This window comes from Amycolatopsis azurea DSM 43854 (assembly GCF_001995215.1).
GTDB classification, from domain to species: Bacteria; Actinomycetota; Actinomycetes; order Mycobacteriales; family Pseudonocardiaceae; genus Amycolatopsis; species Amycolatopsis azurea.
Window position 1 is genome coordinate 51,536 of sequence record NZ_MUXN01000030.1, and the last position, 16,924, is coordinate 68,459.

The 16,924-nt window shown below is 68.2% G+C and carries 19 protein-coding genes; 8 read left to right on the forward strand and 11 right to left on the reverse strand.

Annotated features, from left to right (window positions below; genetic code table 11):
* Positions 1 to 16 precede the first annotated feature (16 nt).
* The 3 genes from B0293_RS39280 to B0293_RS39290 all read right to left on the reverse strand — a co-directional run bounded on the left by B0293_RS39280 (position 17) and on the right by B0293_RS39290 (position 1,833).
* Positions 17 to 496: a pyridoxamine 5'-phosphate oxidase family protein gene (locus B0293_RS39280; RefSeq protein WP_005165986.1), complete on the reverse strand. Its 480-nt coding sequence runs from the start codon at positions 494 to 496 to the stop codon at positions 17 to 19.
* A 100-nt stretch (positions 497 to 596) separates the two neighbouring features.
* Positions 597 to 1,040, reverse strand: a complete 444-nt coding sequence (locus B0293_RS39285; protein ID WP_005165987.1) for a nitroreductase family deazaflavin-dependent oxidoreductase — start codon at positions 1,038 to 1,040, stop codon at positions 597 to 599.
* 10 nt (positions 1,041 to 1,050) lie between these two features.
* Positions 1,051 to 1,833, reverse strand: a complete 783-nt coding sequence (locus B0293_RS39290; protein ID WP_005165988.1) for a TetR/AcrR family transcriptional regulator — start codon at positions 1,831 to 1,833, stop codon at positions 1,051 to 1,053.
* A gap of 78 nt (positions 1,834 to 1,911) precedes the next feature.
* On the opposite strand from B0293_RS39290, the gene B0293_RS39295 reads away from it, so the two are divergent.
* Complete coding sequence (locus tag B0293_RS39295; RefSeq protein WP_005165989.1) at positions 1,912 to 4,173, forward strand: ATP-binding cassette domain-containing protein; 2,262 nt, start codon at positions 1,912 to 1,914, stop codon at positions 4,171 to 4,173.
* Positions 4,174 to 4,565: 392 nt separating this feature from the next.
* Here B0293_RS39295 and B0293_RS39300 read toward each other — a convergent pair whose 3' ends face one another.
* Positions 4,566 to 5,426: a hypothetical protein gene (locus tag B0293_RS39300; protein WP_005165990.1), complete on the reverse strand. Its 861-nt coding sequence runs from the start codon at positions 5,424 to 5,426 to the stop codon at positions 4,566 to 4,568.
* Between the two features lie 137 nt (positions 5,427 to 5,563).
* On the opposite strand from B0293_RS39300, the gene B0293_RS39305 reads away from it, so the two are divergent.
* The 4 genes from B0293_RS39305 (at position 5,564) to B0293_RS39320 (ending at position 8,836) form a co-directional block, all read left to right on the forward strand.
* Positions 5,564 to 6,697: a metallophosphoesterase gene (locus tag B0293_RS39305; RefSeq protein ID WP_005165991.1), complete on the forward strand. Its 1,134-nt coding sequence runs from the start codon at positions 5,564 to 5,566 to the stop codon at positions 6,695 to 6,697.
* A gap of 123 nt (positions 6,698 to 6,820) precedes the next feature.
* Complete coding sequence (locus tag B0293_RS39310; protein ID WP_005165992.1) at positions 6,821 to 7,465, forward strand: DUF998 domain-containing protein; 645 nt, start codon at positions 6,821 to 6,823, stop codon at positions 7,463 to 7,465.
* A 23-nt stretch (positions 7,466 to 7,488) separates the two neighbouring features.
* Positions 7,489 to 8,286: an alpha/beta fold hydrolase gene (locus B0293_RS39315; protein WP_005165993.1), complete on the forward strand. Its 798-nt coding sequence runs from the start codon at positions 7,489 to 7,491 to the stop codon at positions 8,284 to 8,286.
* 13 nt (positions 8,287 to 8,299) lie between these two features.
* Positions 8,300 to 8,836 (forward strand): O-acetyl-ADP-ribose deacetylase, encoded by a 537-nt coding sequence (locus tag B0293_RS39320; protein WP_005165995.1) that lies wholly within the window; start codon positions 8,300 to 8,302, stop codon positions 8,834 to 8,836.
* A 51-nt stretch (positions 8,837 to 8,887) separates the two neighbouring features.
* Here B0293_RS39320 and B0293_RS39325 read toward each other — a convergent pair whose 3' ends face one another.
* The 3 genes from B0293_RS39325 to B0293_RS39335 form a co-directional block, all read right to left on the reverse strand.
* Positions 8,888 to 9,871 carry a TolB-like translocation protein gene (locus tag B0293_RS39325; protein ID WP_005165997.1) on the reverse strand — a complete coding sequence of 328 codons (984 nt, stop codon included), beginning with the start codon at positions 9,869 to 9,871 and terminating at the stop codon, positions 8,888 to 8,890.
* Positions 9,868 to 11,112 (reverse strand): MFS transporter, encoded by a 1,245-nt coding sequence (locus tag B0293_RS39330; RefSeq protein ID WP_005165999.1) that lies wholly within the window; start codon positions 11,110 to 11,112, stop codon positions 9,868 to 9,870. The genes B0293_RS39325 and B0293_RS39330 overlap by 4 nt, the downstream gene beginning before the upstream one ends.
* 75 nt (positions 11,113 to 11,187) lie before the next feature.
* A complete protein-coding gene (locus tag B0293_RS39335) occupies positions 11,188 to 12,777 on the reverse strand; it encodes a discoidin domain-containing protein (RefSeq protein WP_005166001.1) in 1,590 nt (529 codons plus the stop codon).
* A 148-nt stretch (positions 12,778 to 12,925) separates the two neighbouring features.
* Here B0293_RS39335 and B0293_RS39340 point away from each other — a divergent pair, with 148 nt between their 5' ends.
* On the forward strand, positions 12,926 to 13,570 hold the full coding sequence (locus B0293_RS39340) for an HAD family hydrolase (RefSeq protein WP_005166003.1): 645 nt from the start codon (positions 12,926 to 12,928) through the stop codon (positions 13,568 to 13,570).
* Between the two features lie 118 nt (positions 13,571 to 13,688).
* Here the strand turns inward: B0293_RS39340 and B0293_RS39345 are convergent, their stop codons facing one another.
* Positions 13,689 to 14,156 carry an NUDIX domain-containing protein gene (locus tag B0293_RS39345; RefSeq protein WP_005166005.1) on the reverse strand — a complete coding sequence of 156 codons (468 nt, stop codon included), beginning with the start codon at positions 14,154 to 14,156 and terminating at the stop codon, positions 13,689 to 13,691.
* Positions 14,157 to 14,297: 141 nt separating this feature from the next.
* On the opposite strand from B0293_RS39345, the gene B0293_RS39350 reads away from it, so the two are divergent.
* On the forward strand, positions 14,298 to 14,747 hold the full coding sequence (locus tag B0293_RS39350) for a DoxX family protein (RefSeq protein WP_005166007.1): 450 nt from the start codon (positions 14,298 to 14,300) through the stop codon (positions 14,745 to 14,747).
* Between the two features lie 194 nt (positions 14,748 to 14,941).
* Complete coding sequence (locus B0293_RS39355) at positions 14,942 to 15,367, forward strand: DoxX family protein (RefSeq protein WP_005166008.1); 426 nt, start codon at positions 14,942 to 14,944, stop codon at positions 15,365 to 15,367.
* A gap of 66 nt (positions 15,368 to 15,433) precedes the next feature.
* Here the strand turns inward: B0293_RS39355 and B0293_RS39360 are convergent, their stop codons facing one another.
* From B0293_RS39360 to B0293_RS39370, 3 genes are read right to left on the reverse strand one after another with little or no spacing between them, the layout of a single operon-like run.
* On the reverse strand, positions 15,434 to 16,039 hold the full coding sequence (locus B0293_RS39360) for a GTP-binding protein (RefSeq protein ID WP_026466899.1): 606 nt from the start codon (positions 16,037 to 16,039) through the stop codon (positions 15,434 to 15,436).
* The gene (locus B0293_RS39365; protein ID WP_005166011.1) at positions 16,020 to 16,391 is read right to left on the reverse strand and encodes a DUF742 domain-containing protein; all 372 of its coding nucleotides are present in this window, start codon (positions 16,389 to 16,391) and stop codon (positions 16,020 to 16,022) included. Before B0293_RS39365 ends, B0293_RS39360 begins: the two co-directional genes overlap by 20 nt.
* Positions 16,388 to 16,798, reverse strand: coding sequence for a roadblock/LC7 domain-containing protein (locus B0293_RS39370; RefSeq protein WP_005166013.1), 411 nt, complete (start codon positions 16,796 to 16,798; stop codon positions 16,388 to 16,390). Before B0293_RS39370 ends, B0293_RS39365 begins: the two co-directional genes overlap by 4 nt.
* Between the last annotated feature and the right edge of the window lie 126 nt (positions 16,799 to 16,924).

The window sequence follows — 16,924 nt, forward strand, 5'->3', positions numbered from 1 at the left end:
GCACCGGGCAGTGGGGTCAGGAGTGACAAACGCGCCCGGATCGCTCACCTGGTGCGTCGATCACGGACAGTGCTTCGTTACTGCACACGCCGAGGATCCTTCGTCCGGTTACCGACTCGATGGGGATCCTGAGATATCGGGAGTCCGTTCCACCAGTCCAGCAGCCCAGCGGCAGGGTCGCGAGCTCCGCGATCACGATCGGATCACGTACCTCGGAGGCCCGGCCGACGACGGTGACGAACCAACCGGTTCCCAGGTCCTTGGCGAACTCGTCGACCGCGAACGCCACCACGCTGTCGAGGATCCCGGCGAACAACGCGCTCTGTGACGGCGTCCGCACCACGATCGCGCCATGGTGGAGCGCGAACCGGGCGGGCTGGATCGCGGGCAGGGCACGGGAGGTGAACACCACCCTGCCGAGCCCGGCGCCCGCGAGCAGCGCCAGGCACTGCTCGCGGTCGAGCGTCTCGAGACCCAAGGAGTCGGACATCGGCATCCCCGCGTTCTCGTAGTTCCACTGCGTCGAGGTCCACGGTCCCCGGCCTACCGACTCACCGGTAGGGCCGATGGACCCGCCTCATGCGGGGGATGCCGTGCTAAGCCTTGTTCTGGGCCTTGGGCGAGAGCAGGACGACAGGGATCTCCCGCTCGGTCTTGGTCTGGTACTGCGCGTAGTTCTTGTAGTCCGCGGTGATCTTCGGCCACAGGCGGGCACGCAGGTCGGCGTCGGCGACACTCGCGACCATCGGGCGCGCGGTCTCGCCCTTCAGGGTGACCTGGACGTCGGGGTTGTCGCGGAGGTTGAGGAACCACGCCGGGTGCTGGTCGTCACCACCGCGGGAGGCGACGATGACGTACGCGTCTCCCTCGCGCAGCGGCGAGGTCAGCAGCACGGTGCGCGGCTGGCCGGATTTGCGGCCGATGGTGGTCAGTTCCAGGACGGTCATCCCGGCGACCTGCCAGCCGGCGCGGCCGCCGCTGACCTTCTGGATGACGCGGTGGACGGCGTTCATGGTCTTCAAGGCGAAATCACTGGGCATGCGGAGAAGGCTACTCCGCTTTCATCGAGACTTCGATTCCGTCCAGGAGGACGGCCAGCGAGAGCTCGAAGGCCTCCCTCGCCTCCTGCTCCAGGTAGGACACCGTCTCGTCCTCCATCCGGAACGCGTGCTCGCCCTCCATCCAGGTCAGCGTCGGGAAACGTTCGGCGAAGTCCGGCGACACCTCCTGGAGATGCGCGGACCGCGCGTACCACCACTCGTCGTCGGACTGCCCCGTCGCCTTCTCGGCCTGGCGCGCCTCCGAAGCCGTCCTCGCGGGCTCGCGCACGCACGAGTACAGCGCGCTGACCAGCCGTCGCAGCATAACCGGGCCCAATCCGGTCCGGCGCAGGATCTTCACCAGCGCCTCCAGCACGACGTACTCGTTCGGCCCGAGCACCGGCCGCGCCTGCGAGATCTGCAGGACCCAGGGATGCCGCAGATAGAACGCCCAGAGGTCCTCCGCCCAGCGCGTGACGTCGGCCCGCCAGCCGTCGCCGTCGCGGAAGGCGGACAGCTCGGCGAGCGTCTTGTCGTACATGAGATCGAGCAGTTCGCTCTTGCTCGGGACATAGGTGTAGAGCGCCATGGCCGTGCGGCCGAGCGTGTCCCCGACGGCCCGCATCGACAGCCCCGCCATCCCCTCGGCGTCCGCGATGGCGATGGCGGTGTCGACGATCAGCTCCACCGAAAGCCCCTGCTTGGGGCCAGGGCGTTCGACGTCCGGCGGCTCCGTCCGCCACAGCAGCGCCATCGAGCGCCGGGGGTCCCCTTGAGCCGCGTAGACGACCACTTGCCAACTCCTTACAGCATAAACTAACCTCTGCTACCCTCACTTTACAGGCTAAAGAGTTCCAACCAGGGGAGAGCCATGCCTTCGGCCGCCGACAGCCACGACATGATTCAGGTGCGCGGAGCCAGAGAGAACAACCTCGCCGACGTCTCGGTCGACATCCCCAAGCGCCGCCTCACCGTCTTCACCGGTGTCTCGGGCTCGGGGAAGTCGTCCTTGGTGTTCGGCACCATCGCCGCCGAGTCGCAGCGGCTGATCAACGAGACCTATACCGCGTTCATCCAGTCCTTCATGGCCCCCGTCGGACGGCCGGACGTGGACGCGCTGCGGAACCTGAGCGCCGCGATCGTCGTCGACCAGGAGCGGATGGGGGCCAACTCCCGCTCCACGGTCGGCACCGCGACCGACGCGCACACGATGCTGCGGATCGTCTTCAGCAGGCTGGGACAACCGCACGTCGGGACGTCGGGCGCGTTCAGCTTCAACCTTCCCGAGGGGATGTGCCCCGAATGCGAGGGGCTGGGGAAGGTCTCCACCATCGACATCGACCAGCTCGTCGACAAGGAGCTTTCGCTCGACGAAGGCGCGATCACCGTCCCGAACTTCGCGCCGGGCGGCTGGTACTGGAAGGGGCTGGCGGAGTCCGGCTTCGTCGATCCCGCGGTCAAGCTGAAGGACTACACCCCGCAGCAGTGGGAAGACTTCATGCACAAGCCCGCCACCAAGATGAAGCTCGGCGGGATCAACACGAACTACGAGGGCCTGCTGGTGAAGGTCCAGCGGCTGTTCCTGTCGAAGGACAAGGAAGCGACGCAGCCGCACATCCGGGCCTTCGTGGACCGGGCGATCACCTTCCGGCGGTGCCCGGCGTGCGACGGCGCCCGGCTCAACGAGGCGGCGTTGTCCTCGAAGATCGACGGGCTGAACATCGCCGACTGCTCGTCGATGCAGATCAGCGACCTGGCCGATGTCGTCCGCAAGCTCGACGACCCGTCGGTCGGCCCGCTGATCCAGACCCTGCGCGGCACGCTCGACTCGCTCGTGGAGATCGGCCTCGGCTACCTGAGCCTCGACCGGGAGTCCGGGACACTTTCGGGTGGTGAGGCGCAGCGCGTGAAGATGGTGCGGCACCTGGGTTCCAGCCTCACCGACGTCACCTACGTCTTCGACGAGCCGACCGTCGGGCTGCACCCGCACGACATCCAGCGCATGAACGGCCTGCTGCTCCTGTTGAAGGACAAGGGGAACACGGTGCTCGTCGTCGAGCACAAACCGGAGACCATCGAGATCGCCGACCACGTCGTCGACCTCGGACCGGGCGCCGGGCCGCACGGCGGGCAGATCTGCTTCACCGGCGACGTCGCCGGGCTGCGCGCGTCCGGCACGCTCACCGGACGGCACCTCGATCACCGGGCGCGGCTGCGCACGGACGTCCGGACGCCGGCCGGGCGGATCGAGATCCGGAACGCGACCCGGCACAACCTGCGCGGTGTCGACGTCGACATCCCGCTGGGCGTGCTGACCGTGGTCACCGGGGTCGCCGGTTCGGGCAAGAGCTCGCTCATCCACGGCTCACTGTCCACAAGGGACGACGTCGTGGTGCTCGACCAGTCGGCCATCCGCGGCTCGCGGCGGAGCAACCCGGCGACCTACACCGGCCTGCTCGACCCGATCCGCACCGCGTTCGCCAAGGCCAACGGCGTCAAGGCCGCGTTGTTCAGCGCGAACTCCGAAGGCGCTTGCCCGAAGTGCAAGGGCATCGGGCTGATCTACACCGACCTCGCGATGATGGCCGGGGTGGCGACGGTCTGCGAGGAGTGCGAGGGCAAGCGGTTCACCGCCGAAGTGCTGACGTACAGGCTGCGGGGCAAGGACATCAGCGAGGTCCTCGCGATGCCGGTGGCCGAGGCGCGCGAGTTCTTCCCCTCGGGGCAGGCGCGGACGATCCTGGACCGGCTCTCCGACGTCGGCCTCGGCTACCTCGGGCTCGGGCAGCCGCTCACCACGCTGTCCGGCGGCGAGCGGCAGCGGATCAAACTGGCCATCCGGATGGCGGAGAAGTCGGCGACCTACGTCCTCGACGAACCGACCACCGGGCTGCACCTCGCCGACGTCGACCAGCTGCTCGGGCTGCTGGACCGGCTGGTCGACGACGGCAACACGGTGGTGGTCATCGAGCACCACCAGGCGGTGATGGCGCACGCGGACTGGATCGTGGACCTGGGGCCGGGCGCCGGTTCGGACGGGGGCCAGGTGGTCTTCACCGGGACCCCCGCCGACCTGGTCGCCTCCGGTGACACGCTCACCGCGCAGCACCTTCGCGCTTACGTGGGCCGGTAGAGCCTCGGCGGGCTTCGCGGAGGACGTCGCCGCGCGCTTGCCGGACAGTCCCGCGTGACCGGTCCGGTCGCGAAGGGGTGTGTGGAAATAGGGACGTTCAACGTCCCCGTTTCCACACACCCCTCACCCAGAGCGACACCTCGCGCCCTCACCGGTTGGACACCTCGCCTCAGCTCCCGATAGGACACGAGTTTGCCACTCATGCCCCTTCGCCCGGCGCTGCCTGATGGTTCGGCGGTGTTGCGAAAGCCACCTTCGCAACGTTGAAGGTTGCGAAAGTGCCTTTCGCAACATCCCAAGCAGGCATGCCGGCGAGCGAGCATGACGCCGCGAAACCGTGCGAACCACCTGAACCGGGCACTGCCCAGACGCGTCCCTTATGGACAGTCGAGTCACCGCACTCGGGACCGGCGCCGGACCACTTCACGGGCGGCCACCGCACCGACAACCCCCAGTACTCCCAGAGCCAGCCCCGATGTCACCATCTCGATCGGCGAGGCCGCCAGCGGCGAAACCCCGGTCACCGACTCGATCCCGACCACCGCTGTCAGCACGGTGTAGGCACCGATCGCCACCCACACCAGCCGCACGCGCCGCTGTTCCGTCCAGTCCGCGAACCGCAGCAGCCAGGCGAGTCCCGGCACGATGAGGATCGCGTGCATCGCCACCGCGTGCAGCGGCTTCAGCGCGCCGGCCGTGGTGTAGGCGACCTGCGGGTTCCCGCCCCGCGCCTCGACGACGCCGCTCGCGATCATCGCCGCGCCCGCCCCCAGCGCCACCAGCAGCGCGACGAAGCCGAACCGCACCGCGAGGCGCATGCTCGCTGTCGCCTCCCCTTCGCCGCGCATCGCCGCCGCGGTGAACGAGACCGCCGTCAGAATGAGGACGCCACCGCCCGCCGCGAGCGTCGTCGACACCGCGTTGTCGAAACCGGTCTCGAAGTTGAAGTGCGACGGTACCCCGCGCCAGGCCTGCATGCTCACCAGCACCGTCTCGACGACACTCGCCCCGGTGAAGACGCCGAGCAGCACGTTCCGCACGCGCGGCCGCACCGCGACGTACGACGTCGCCCAGGCGACGGTGGCCAGCGTCAGGCCGAACGACAGGCCGAAGGTGACCGCCTTCCGCATCGACAACGGCCCAGTCCACGAACCACCGGACACGATCAGCACGACCGCGTGCGCGAGACCGCTGAGGAACAGGAGCGCCCCCGTCACGTAGGCGACGCGTTCGCTCGTCCGTATCTCCTTCATACGAACGAGTGTCTTGCGGTTCCGCTCACCAGGCATCGGCCCAGGAGCGACACCTCAAGTACGTCCGTTTACGTAGCTGAGAGCCCCTCAGCGAGGACGGCGGTAGAGACCGATGGTCTGTTAGTCTCGTCGTCATCATGCCCCGCATCCTCGCCCGTGTCGCCGCACTGATCGCCGTTCTCGCTCTCCTGTTCGGAGTGCCGTGGTGGACGATCATCGGCTCCCCCGAACTCCCGGCCGCGCTCGAAGTCCTCGGGACGATCGTGTTCGCCGCCGCGGTGGTCGTCGTGCCCGCGTCCATGATCCTCGGCCACGGCCCGTGGCAGCGTGACGTCGCGGCGAAGATCGGCGACCTCTCCCTCGGGTTGATCTGGCTACTGTTCTCGTTGTCGATACTCGGAAACGTGCTGCGGCTCGTCCTAGCGCTGTCCGGAGTGGACAGTGCGGCGGGGATCGTGTCCGGCGTCGTCCTGGTGGCCTTCGCGGCGCTGGCGGCGTACGGGATGGTCGAAGCACGGCGCGTGCCGAGGCTCAAGGAACTCGACGTCGTGATCCCCCGCCTCGGCGCGGGACTCGACGGCCTCCGCTTCGCGATCATCACCGACACCCACTTCGGCCCGCTCAACCGGACGAAGTGGTCGGAGAAGGTCGTCGAGGTGGTGAACGAGCTCGACGCCGACGTCGTGGCCCACGCCGGCGACCTCGCCGACGGCTCGGTCGCCAAACGCGCACAGCAGGTCGCGCCGCTCGGGAAGGTACGCGCGAAGCTCGGCAAGTTCTACATCACCGGCAACCACGAGTACTTCGGCGAGGCGCAGGCCTGGCTCGACCACATGCGCGACCTCGGCTGGGAGCCGCTGCACAACCGGCACCTGCCGGTCTCCCAGGGCGGGGACACGCTCGTCTTCGCCGGGATCGACGACCCGACCGGCGCCGCCTCCGGCCTGCCCGGTCACGGCCCCGACCTGCCCGCCGCGCTCGACGGCGTCGCCGCGAGCACCCCGGTCGTCCTGCTCGCCCACCAGCCGAAGCAGGTCAAGCAGGCCGCCGAGGCCGGGATCGACCTCCAGATCTCCGGGCACACCCACGGCGGCCAGATCTGGCCGTTCCACCTCCTGGTCCGGCTCGACCAGCCCGTCCTGGCCGGGCTTTCGCGCCACGGCGAGCGCACGCAGCTCTACACGAGCCGCGGCACCGGCTTCTGGGGACCGCCGCTGCGCGTCTTCGCGCCGAGCGAGATCACCCTCCTGACCTTGCGAAACGGCAAGTAGTCACCTGGTCGCGACGCCTTCGGAGTTGCGTCAGGCGTTACCGACAAATTTTTTTGTCTTGACAACTGAAGAGTTCGGAGCAAGGGTAGTGCCCAACGAACCCCGCCCCGAAAGGCCGAGACGATGACCATCGCCGCCACCCGAACCACGACCGCCGTCCCCACCCGCGCCCTGCTCGCCTGCGGCGCGATCTCGGGGCCGCTGTACTTCCTGACGTCGTTCACCCAGGCCGCCGTCCGCGACGGCTTCGACCTGACGAAGCACCCGGCGAGCATGCTGAGCAACGGCGACGCCGGCTGGATCCAGGTGACGAACTTCCTGGTCACCGGTATCCTGATGATCGCGGGCGCGATCGGCCTGAGCCGGACGCTCGAACCGGGCAGAGGCAGCACGTGGGGACCACGGCTGCTGGGCGTCTTCGGCGTCAGCCTGCTCTTCGCCGCGGTCTTCAAGGCCGACGCGGGCAACGGCTTCCCCGTCGGCAGCGGCCCGGCCACCCTCAGCACCGCCGGGATCCTGCACATGACCGCCGGTTCGGTCGGCTTCCTCTCTCTGATCGTCGCGACCTTCGTGTTCGCGAGCCGTTTCTCGCGTGAGGGTCACCGCGGCTGGGCGATCTGCTCCCGTGCCACCGGCATCGCGTTCTTCGCTTCGTTCGCCGGGATCAGCTCCGGCAACGCGAACGCCGTCGTGATGCTCGCCTTCTGGGCAACGGTGCTGCTGGCCTGGGGCTGGGTCACCGCCGTCGTCATCCGTACCGCCCGCTAGACAACCCGAGGAGAATCCCCGCCATGAGCACCGTGACCTCGCAAGACGGCACCACCATCGCCTACACCCGCACCGGCTCCGGCCCCGCCGTCATCCTGGTCGACGGCGCGATGTGCCACCGCGAGTTCGGTCCCGCCAAGCCGCTGGCCGCCGAACTGGCCCGGCACTTCACCGTCTACACCTACGACCGCCGCGGCCGCGGCGAAAGCGGCGACACCGAGCCGTTCGCCGTCGCCCGCGAAGTAGAGGACATCGCGGCACTGATCAAGGAAGCCGGTGGGACCGCCCACGTCTACGGGATCTCGTCCGGCGCCGCGCTCGCCCTCGAAGCCGCGAAAGCCGGGCTGCCGATCACGAAACTGGCGGTCTACGAATTCCCGCTGGTCGTCGACGACACCCGTCCGCCGGTCCCGGCCGACTACACCGAGCGGCTGGAGAACGCCATCGCCACCGGCAAACCCGGCGCCGCGATCAAGATCTTCATGCGCGACGGCGTCCGTGTCCCGGCTCCGGTCGTGCTCATGATGCAGTTCATGCCCGCCTGGCCGAAGCTGAAGAAGGTCGCGCCGACCCTGCGCTACGACGCCGCGCTGTTCGACGGCCTGCAAGACGGCACCCCGCTGCCCGAGGGCCAGTGGGCGGGCGTCTCCGTGCCGACGCTGGTCATGGACGGCGGCAAGAGCCCCGCGTGGATTCGCAACGGTGTCGCCGCGCTGGCGACGGCGGTCCCCGGCGCCGAGCACCGGACGATCGAGGGCCAGACGCATATGCTCAAGCCGAAAGCGGTGGCCCCGGTCCTGATCGACTACTTCAACGGCTGACGGAGCGATCACGATGATCGAACTGGTCGAAGGCGACATCACCGAACAACAGGTCGACGTCGTGGTCAACGCCGCGAACTCGTCCCTGCTCGGCGGGGGCGGGGTGGACGGCGCGATCCACCGCCGCGGCGGACCGGAGATCCTCACCGAATGCCGGGCCCTGCGCGCGGGGCACTACGGCAAGGGACTGAAGACCGGGGAGGCGGTCGCCACCACGGCGGGCCGCCTTCCGGCGCGCTGGGTGGTGCACACCGTCGGGCCGGTGTGGTCCGACTCCGAAGACCGGTCCGCGCTGCTGGCCGCGTGCCACCGCAACTCGCTGCACGTGGCCGCCGACCTCGGCGCGCACACCGTGGCGTTCCCGGCGATCTCGACCGGGATCTACCGGTGGCCGGTCGAATCCGCGGCGGAGATCGCCCTCGAAACCGTGCTGAACACGCTTTCGGCCGGATCGTGTTCGGTGGAACTGGTGCGATTCGTGCTGTTCGGACCCGCCGCCTACGACGTGTTCCGGGAGCAGGCGGACGCACTTGGGCTGAGTGGGTCGTGAGTGGTAAGTGTCGTTAGAACGACACTTACCACTCACGACCACCTGGACCCACTACACGCCTGCGGGCGAACTTCCGTGCTGCACCAGTTCCCTGGCCGCCCCGCTCCCATCGGCGGGAACCGCCCAGATCCCCGACTCCACCCCGTAAGCCACGGTCCGGTCGTCCAGCCAGGCGGCCTGGTCGTCCACGCTCCGCGTCTCGGCCAGCATGGTCTCCTTACCGGAGGCCATATCGAGCACGGCCAGCCGCCAAGGTGCCGAAGAACCGGTGGAAACCCGCTTCTTGAAGGCGACCCGCTTCCCGTCCGGCGAGAGCGACGGGCATTCGACGTTCTCGCGGATCATCCTCGCGACGAGCTTCTCGTAGTCCGCCTCGACGAGGTAGGTCTTCCCCTTCGTCCCCACGGTGGCGTAGAACTTCTTGCCGTCGGCGGTGAAGGTGATTCCCCAGTAGTTCACGTCGGACGAGTAATACGGCTTGCCGTCGAGCAGGAGCGTCATCTCCTCGATGCTCTTCGTCAGTTTCCCGGTCGTCAGGTTGAAGATGCCCGCCCTGGTCGAAAACCCGTTCTCCGCGTAGGAATCCCCGTTGACGAACAACGTCCAGTAGGCGAGCTTCCCGTCCGGCGAGACCCGGCCGCGGCTGGGGGTGCCGGGCAGTTCGATCCGGCGGATCTCGGCGAGGTCCTTGTCCAGCACGATGACGTCGGTCATCGGCGGCAGCACCCCCGGCTGCGCGGCCAGGCACAGCGCGGTCCCCGCCGAAGCGGCGAACCGGTCGCAGCTCAGCCCCGCCACCTTCCGGGTCTCGCCGGGCCGGTCGGCCGGGACGGTGGCCAGATGTCCGAAGTCGGGGCCTTCGGCGGTGTTGCGGAACAGCAGCTGCCCCTTCGCCTGCACCGAAACCGGCTGTCCGGTCACGACGGCGACGGAGTTGACCTCCGGCCCACGGTCCCGCGAGTAGAGGCCGTAGCCGACGGCCGCCGCGATCAGGACGACGACCGCCGCCACCACGCCCAGGATCCGCGCCCTCATGCGTAAGTCCTCAAAGGACGGAGGACGGCGGCCGCGGCGACCACGACGGCCAGCGCGCCGGCGGCGACCAGGACCGCGGCGTGCAGGTCCCACGTGGTCCAGGCGAGTCCGAAAAGGACGGACGCGAGCATCCGCGTCGTCGCCTGCCCGGTCTGTACCAGCGCCAGACCGCTCGCCCGCTGGTGCTCGGGCAGCAGCGGCCCGGCGGCGGCCATCAGGACGCCGTCGGTGGCGGCGTAGAAGACACCGTGCAGCACCAGTGCCAGCACCGCCAGGATGCCGCCGTCCACCGGGCCGAGCAGCGCCAGCAGCGCGGCGACCAGCGCGATGTGCCCGCCGAGGAACACCTTCCAGCGGCCGATCCGGTCCGAAAGCCTGCCGAACGGAACGGCGAGCAGCAGGTACACACCCGCGGTTCCCAGTGGCAGCAAGGGAAAGAAGACCGCGCCGAGTTCCCAGCGGCGCTGCAGCACGAGATAGAGGAACGAGTCGCTGAGGGTGACCAGGCCCAGCAGCGCCGCCCAGACGCAGATCCGGCGGAACGACGCCTGGCGGATCAGGCCGGCGGTCTCCCGCAAGGAGACCTTCGGCCGGTCGGCTCGCGTCTTCGGCTGATGGTCCTTGACCAGCACCAGCAGGATGATCACGCCGATCGCGGCGACGCAGAAGCTCGTGAAGAACACCGAGTCGTAGCTGCCCAGGCTGAGCCACAGGACCGCCATCGCGACCAGCGGACCCAGGAACGCGCCGAAGGTGTCCATCGCGCGGTGCACGCCGAACGCGCGGCCGAGGTGTTCGGGATCGCTGCTCAAGGTGATCAGCGCGTCGCGCGGCGCGGTCCGGACGCCCTTGCCGGTGCGGTCGGCCGCCAGGACGGCGCCGATCGCCACGGTGGACGAACCCGCCAGCATCAGGCCGATCTTGCCCAAGGCCGAGAGTCCGTAACCGAAGCAGGCGACGGCTTTGAGCCGCTGCCACCGGTCCGCGAGATGCCCGCCGACGAGCCGGACGACGGCGGTGACACCGGAGTAGAGGCCGTCGAGCACGCCGAACTGCAGCGGGCTGAGGCCGAGACCGAGGACGAGGTAGAGCGGGAGGACCGCGGTCACCATCTCCGACGAGATGTCGGTGACGAGGCTGACCAGGCCGAGTGCGACGACGTTCCCGGTGACGGCGCGCTTCAAGCCGCTCTTCGGGACTTCCGCCGCGGTGTCCGCTCCCCTGCTGGTGGCGATGTACATGGGGGACCTCCAGCGCCGTGAGGAGGTGCCGGGTCGCGGTGCACACGGCCGCGACCCGGCACCTGATCGCGAGGATCAGTGGCAGGTGTAGGTGGGCGAGGAGTCGATCGTCTTGCCGTCGAGGCCGATCAGCTGGGTCGAGAAGGCGTTGTCCGACATGTTCAGCTTGAGCACGCCGTAGGTCGAGATCGCCTTCGCGGTGGCCGGGTGTTCGGTCTTGACCGGGTACAGGGTCGCCCCGCCGCCACCGCCGATGATCTGCACCGGGCCGGCCGGATCCTTGTCGCCGTCGGCGTTCTGCGGGTAGAACCGCTCGTAGTGGTGGTCGTGCCCGTTGAGCACCAGATCGACCTTGTTCTGCACCATGGTCTCCCAGAGGGTGGCCATCTTGTCGTTGTCGCCGTGGTCACCCGAGGTGTAGCGGGGGTGGTGGTAGTACGCGGCGACACAGGGCTTGGTGTTGTTCTTCAGGTCCTGCTTGATCCAGTTCAGCTGCTCGTCGCTGACCGCGTTCGCGGCGAGACCGGGCGAGAACTCCGTGCTGTCGATGGCGACGAAGTGCCAGTTGCCCATTTCCCAGCTGTAGTAGGTCTTCCCGTTCGGCGTCGCGATCTTGCCGAAGTACTTCTTGTAGGCGCCCAGCGGGGTGTCGTCGTAGGTCTCGTGGTTGCCCGGGATCGGGTGCATGATGTTCTTGTACTTGCCCCAGGTCTTGTCGAAGTACTTCGTGAAGTCTTCGATGTGGGCGTCGTCGTACTGGTTGTCGCCCATGGTGATCACCGCGGCGGGGTTCATCTGCCCGACCAGGTTGGCGGTCTTCGGGTGGATGCACGACGACGAGGACGCGGTGCACTGTTCCGCGATGTCACCGGAGGCGGCGAGGACGAACGACGAACCGCCGCCCGCCTGTGTGGTCGCCTGGATCGCGCCGCTGGCGGCCGAGGTGTTGCCCGCGGCGTCCTTCGCCCGGACGCTGTAGGTGTACGCGGTCGCGGCGGTCAGGCCGCTGTCGGAGAAGGAAGCGCTTTCCGTGGTGCCGACGACCTGCCCGTTGCGCAGCACCTCGTAGCCGGTGACACCGACGTTGTCCGTCGACGCGGTCCACGTCAGGTCCACAGTGGACGAAGTGATCGTGCCGGCCTTCAGGTTCGTGGGCGCGGTGGGCGCCTGGGTGTCGCCTGTGGAGTCCGACGTCCCGTAAACCTGGATCTCCCAAAGGGAGTAGCCGTAGCTGGTGGCCCGCTTGGTCCCGACGAGCCGCAGGTAGCGGCCCTTGCCGGACAGGCCGGTCAGGTCGTCGGTCCCGCCGTTGCCGTTGGTGACGGACTTGATCGAGGTCCACGCCGAGCCGTCGTTGGAGACTTCCAGCCGGTACGCGGTGGCGTACGCGGCCTCCCAGCTCAGCTTGACCCGGTTGACGGCGGACGGGCCGCCCAGGTCGACGCGGATGAACTGCGGGTCCGCGCCTTCGGCACTCGCCCAGCGGGTGGTGGTCTTCCCGTCGACGGCGAGCGCGCCGGCGTAGGAGGACGACTCCACCGAGGAGACGATGACGGGTTTACCTTGGGACAGAAGGACATCAGCGGCTTGCGCGTTGCCGCTGAGCAGCGTCGGCAACAGGATCGCGGCCGCGCCTAGTGGCAGTAGTCGGGTTCGGGCCTTCACATCGATCTCCCCGGGAATCCGTGGCGGCGGGTTGAGAGGGACGGGTGCGCGGCGTTCACTTTGAGTACACTTGTTCGTTTGGTAACTTTCCTAACGAATGCGTACCGTAATCCGTACCACTCAGTGAGTCAAGACGTAGACTCGTCCCATGACCGGCGCCTTGATCTTCGACTTCGACGGAACGCTGGTCGACACCGAGGCGGCCGTCCTCGTGGCCTGGCAGGAGACCTTCCGCGAGCGCGGCGGCGAACTCCCCCTCGACGTCTGGCACACCGTGATCGGCACGCAGAACACCGCGATCGCGATGTTCGAACTGCTGGAGCAGGACGACGAGCATCTCGACCGGATCGCGGTCCGCACCGGCGTCCGCGCCCGGGTCACCGAACTGCTGGAGTCCGAGGGACCTCGTCCCGGTGTCCAGGAGTACCTCGACGACGCGAGGGAACAGGGCCTGCGGCTGGCCATCGCGTCCAGTTCGACCGGAGACTGGGTCTCCACGCATCTGAACCGGCTGGGCCTCGCGGACGCGTTCGAGGCCGTCCTCACCGGCGACCTCCACCAGGCGAAGCCGAGCCCGGACCTCTACCTGGCCGCGCTCGCCGCGCTGGACCTCCCGGCGGCCGAGGCGATCGCGTTCGAAGACTCGCCGCACGGCGTCACCGCGGCGAAGGCCGCCGGGCTGAAGTGCGTCGCGGTGCCGAACCCGATCACCGCGGTACTGAACTTCGACCACGCCGATCTCGTACTGGGTTCGCTGGCCGACAAACCACTGGGAGAGTTGCTCGGTACATGAGGGGCGGGCGAGCGCCGGGTACCGAGTGGGTCGAGGTGGTCGTGAGTGGTAAGTGACGTTAGAACGTCACTTACCACTCACGACCACCTCGACCGAAGCATCACCGGCAGCGAACCGCTCAGCCGTTGAGCAGCTCACCCAGCCGCACCAGGAACGGGCGCTGGCCTTTCAGCAGCTTCTCCTCCGCTTCGGCGAGCCCGAACCAGGCGGCCCTGTCGACCTCCGGGAATTCCTGCGTCCGGCCCGACCGCGGCGGCCACTCCATCTCGAAGGTGCCCGGGACGACCTGAGCCGGATCGAGGTCCCCCTCCACCGCCCAGACCGTCACGACCTTGCCGCCGGACTGCTTCACCTCGCCGAGCGGGAGGTACTCCCCCTCCGGCGCCGGCAACCCCAGTTCCTCCTGGAACTCGCGCCGCGCCGCGTCCTCCGGCGTCTCGTCCGGCCCGTACTCGCCCTTGGGCACCGACCAGCCGCCCGCGTCCTTCTTCGCCCAGAACGGCCCGCCCATATGCCCGAGCAGCACCTCGGTCGCCTCGCCCGACCTGCGGAAGAGCAGGATCCCGGCACTCGTCTTACCCGCCATGGCGTCCAGTCTGACGCTGCTCCGAACGAGTGAAGTGACCGGCCCGCGAAAAAAGTTTCCGCTCGCATGTCGATTGGCGTCGAGCCCGTCCGACGCATGGACAGAAGCAACCAGACAGCACTTCCCGGAAGGACCGGAACCATGACGCAGACCATCACCCCCGCCACGACCACCGCCACCGAGACCGCCGCCACCCCGCGCGCCGCCAAGGCCCAGGGCGCGATCCAGTCGGCCGTCCGGATCGTCGTCTCGTTCCTCTTCCTCTGCCACGGCTTGCAGGGATTCGGATTCTTCGGTGGCGTCGACGGCGCGGGCGGCTCCGTGGAACTCGGTTCCTGGCCCGGCTGGTACGGCAGCGTGATCGAACTCGTCGGCGCCGTGCTGGTCCTGGTGGGCCTGTTCACCCGCCCGGTCGCGGTGCTCCTCTCCGGTGTCATGGCCTACGCCTACTTCACCGTCCACGCGCCGGAAGGCCTGCTGCCGTTGCAGAACATGGGCGAGCTGTCGACCCTCTACTGCTGGATCTTCCTGCTGATCGCCGCGATCGGCCCGGGCACTTTCGCCCTCGACACCCTGCGCCGCCGCCGCTGATCAGGAATCGCGAGGCCCCTTTCCTGGAATGATTCCAGGAAAGGGGCCTTTAGCGCGCACCTATCGATTTCCTGTCAATATCTTCGGCCATACCATCGAATTACCCCCCGAAAGAAAGTTCCCTACAGATGGGGGTATCGGGCATCCTCTAGCACATCAATGGTTTAGACCACCTTGAGCCGGAAGGATGCGTCATGACCCAGACAGCCACCGCCACGACCACCGAGGTCGGTCCGACCTCACCGAAGTGGCAGGGACTGGCCCTCTCCGTCGTCCGTGTAGTGGTCTCGTTCCTGTTCCTCTGTCACGGGCTGCAGAAAATGGGCCTCTTCGACAAGGCCGCCGTTCCCGTGGGCACCTGGCCGAGCTGGTACGCGGGAGTGATCGAGCTGGTCGGATCACTGCTGCTCCTGGCGGGCCTGTTCACCCGCCCGGTCGCGATCCTGCTTTCGGGCACGATGGCGTACGCGTACTTCGTCGTACACCAGCCCGACGCGCTGCTGCCGTTGCAGAACAAGGGTGAGACGGCCGCGCTGTACTCCTGGATCTTCCTGCTGTTCGCGGTGGTCGGTCCGGGCAGCTACGCGCTCGACACCCTGCGCCGCCGCCGTCGGTCCTGAAGTACATGAAGGCCCCCTTCCTTGCGCCTATCGCAAGGAAGGGGGCCTTCATGTACTTGAAAAAGATCAGCGGCCCTGGGGCAGACCGGCGGCGAGATCGGACAGCGCCAGCACGTGCTCCATCAGCACGGTCAGCACCTGCTTCGTCGACTCGCGTTCCCGCGCGTCGCACAGCAGCAGCGGGACGTCCATGCCGACGTCGAGCGCCTGCCGGACCTCCTCGGTGCCATAGCGATACGCGTTGTCGAAACAGTTCACGGCGACGACGAACGGCAGTCCGCGGCGCTCGAAGAAGTCGACGGCCGCGAAGCAGCTGTCGAGCCGCCGGGTGTCGGCCAGCACGACGGCGCCGAGCGCGCCTTCGGCCAGTTCGTCCCACATGAACCAGAACCGGTCCTGTCCCGGCGTGCCGAACAGGTACAGGATCAGCTCGGGGTTGATGGTGATGCGGCCGAAGTCGAGGGCGACCGTGGTGGTCGTCTTCTTCTCGACACCGGTGAGGTCGTCGACGCCCTCGGACGCCGCGGTGATGACCTCCTCGGTGCGCAGCGGGGGAACCTCGCTGACCGAACCGACCATCGTGGTCTTACCGACCCCGAACCCGCCGGCGATGAGGACCTTGACCGCGTTCGCGGTCAAGGATCGCCGAGGCTCAGAGTTTCCGGATGCCATCAAGAACCGCCTGGAGTACGTGTTTGTTGGGAGTGTCGGTGACCGGCGTCGCGGTGCGGAAAAGCACGAGGTTCTGTTCGATCAGGTCGCTCAGCAGCACCTTCACCACCGGCAACGGCAGATCGATGCGCGCGGCGACCTCCGCGACGGAGGTCGGTCTCTGGCACAGGTTGAGGATCCGCCCGTACTCCGGCTCGAAGCCGGCGACCTCGTGCGCGCTGCGCATCGCGACCACCAGCGTGATCAGGTCGAGGCCGATCGTGTCCGAACGGGTGCGTCCGCCCGTGACGGCGTACGACCGGACCAGCGGCCCGGCCTCCTCCTCGAACCACGACTCGTGCCGCCCGCTCATGGCGAAAGGGGAGTCGCGGCGCGAGGCGCCGAAGTGAGTACCGCGCCGACCCGCTTGACCATCAGGTTCATCTCGTAGGCGACCATGCCCATGTCCGCGTCCTCCTTGGCCAGCAACGCGAGGCACGCGCCGCGGCCCGCCGCGGTGACGAACAGGAAGGCGTGGTCCATCTCGACCATGGTCTGCCGGACGTTGCCGCCGCCGAAGTGCCGTCCCGTGCCCCGCGCGAGGCTCTGGAACGCCGACGCGACCGCGGACAGATGCTCCCCGTCCTGCTCCGAGAGGTTGCCGGACCGTCCGATGAGCAGGCCGTCGGACGACAGGACTACCGCCCTGTCCGCACCGCTGACACGCTTGACCAGGTCGTCCAGCAACCAGTCGAGTTCACTGACTCCCGCGTTGGCCATCTAGTCACGATCTCCGTACATGTCGTGGTCGGTGTACTCGTCGGTGGGTTCGGTGTCCCGGCCACGGCGCGTTCCCTGCTGGAACGCGGCGAGGCGGTTCCTGGCCAGCTCGGGGGTGTCCTCGCG

Bases quoted from the DNA above. Each gene is read 5' to 3' on its own strand.
- B0293_RS39280 (WP_005165986.1), bottom strand. From the start codon at position 496: ATGCCGATGTCCGACTCCTTGGGTCTCGAGACGCTCGACCGCGAGCAG.
- B0293_RS39285 (WP_005165987.1), bottom strand. From the start codon at position 1,040: ATGCCCAGTGATTTCGCCTTGAAGACCATGAACGCCGTCCACCGCGTC.
- B0293_RS39295 (WP_005165989.1), top strand. From the start codon at position 1,912: ATGCCTTCGGCCGCCGACAGCCACGACATGATTCAGGTGCGCGGAGCC.
- B0293_RS39300 (WP_005165990.1), bottom strand. From the start codon at position 5,426: ATGAAGGAGATACGGACGAGCGAACGCGTCGCCTACGTGACGGGGGCG.
- B0293_RS39305 (WP_005165991.1), top strand. From the start codon at position 5,564: ATGCCCCGCATCCTCGCCCGTGTCGCCGCACTGATCGCCGTTCTCGCT.
- B0293_RS39310 (WP_005165992.1), top strand. From the start codon at position 6,821: ATGACCATCGCCGCCACCCGAACCACGACCGCCGTCCCCACCCGCGCC.
- B0293_RS39315 (WP_005165993.1), top strand. From the start codon at position 7,489: ATGAGCACCGTGACCTCGCAAGACGGCACCACCATCGCCTACACCCGC.
- B0293_RS39320 (WP_005165995.1), top strand. From the start codon at position 8,300: ATGATCGAACTGGTCGAAGGCGACATCACCGAACAACAGGTCGACGTC.
- B0293_RS39325 (WP_005165997.1), bottom strand. From the start codon at position 9,871: ATGAGGGCGCGGATCCTGGGCGTGGTGGCGGCGGTCGTCGTCCTGATC.
- B0293_RS39330 (WP_005165999.1), bottom strand. From the start codon at position 11,112: ATGTACATCGCCACCAGCAGGGGAGCGGACACCGCGGCGGAAGTCCCG.
- B0293_RS39340 (WP_005166003.1), top strand. From the start codon at position 12,926: ATGACCGGCGCCTTGATCTTCGACTTCGACGGAACGCTGGTCGACACC.
- B0293_RS39345 (WP_005166005.1), bottom strand. From the start codon at position 14,156: ATGGCGGGTAAGACGAGTGCCGGGATCCTGCTCTTCCGCAGGTCGGGC.
- B0293_RS39350 (WP_005166007.1), top strand. From the start codon at position 14,298: ATGACGCAGACCATCACCCCCGCCACGACCACCGCCACCGAGACCGCC.
- B0293_RS39355 (WP_005166008.1), top strand. From the start codon at position 14,942: ATGACCCAGACAGCCACCGCCACGACCACCGAGGTCGGTCCGACCTCA.
- B0293_RS39360 (WP_026466899.1), bottom strand. From the start codon at position 16,039: ATGGCATCCGGAAACTCTGAGCCTCGGCGATCCTTGACCGCGAACGCG.
- B0293_RS39365 (WP_005166011.1), bottom strand. From the start codon at position 16,391: ATGAGCGGGCGGCACGAGTCGTGGTTCGAGGAGGAGGCCGGGCCGCTG.
- B0293_RS39370 (WP_005166013.1), bottom strand. From the start codon at position 16,798: ATGGCCAACGCGGGAGTCAGTGAACTCGACTGGTTGCTGGACGACCTG.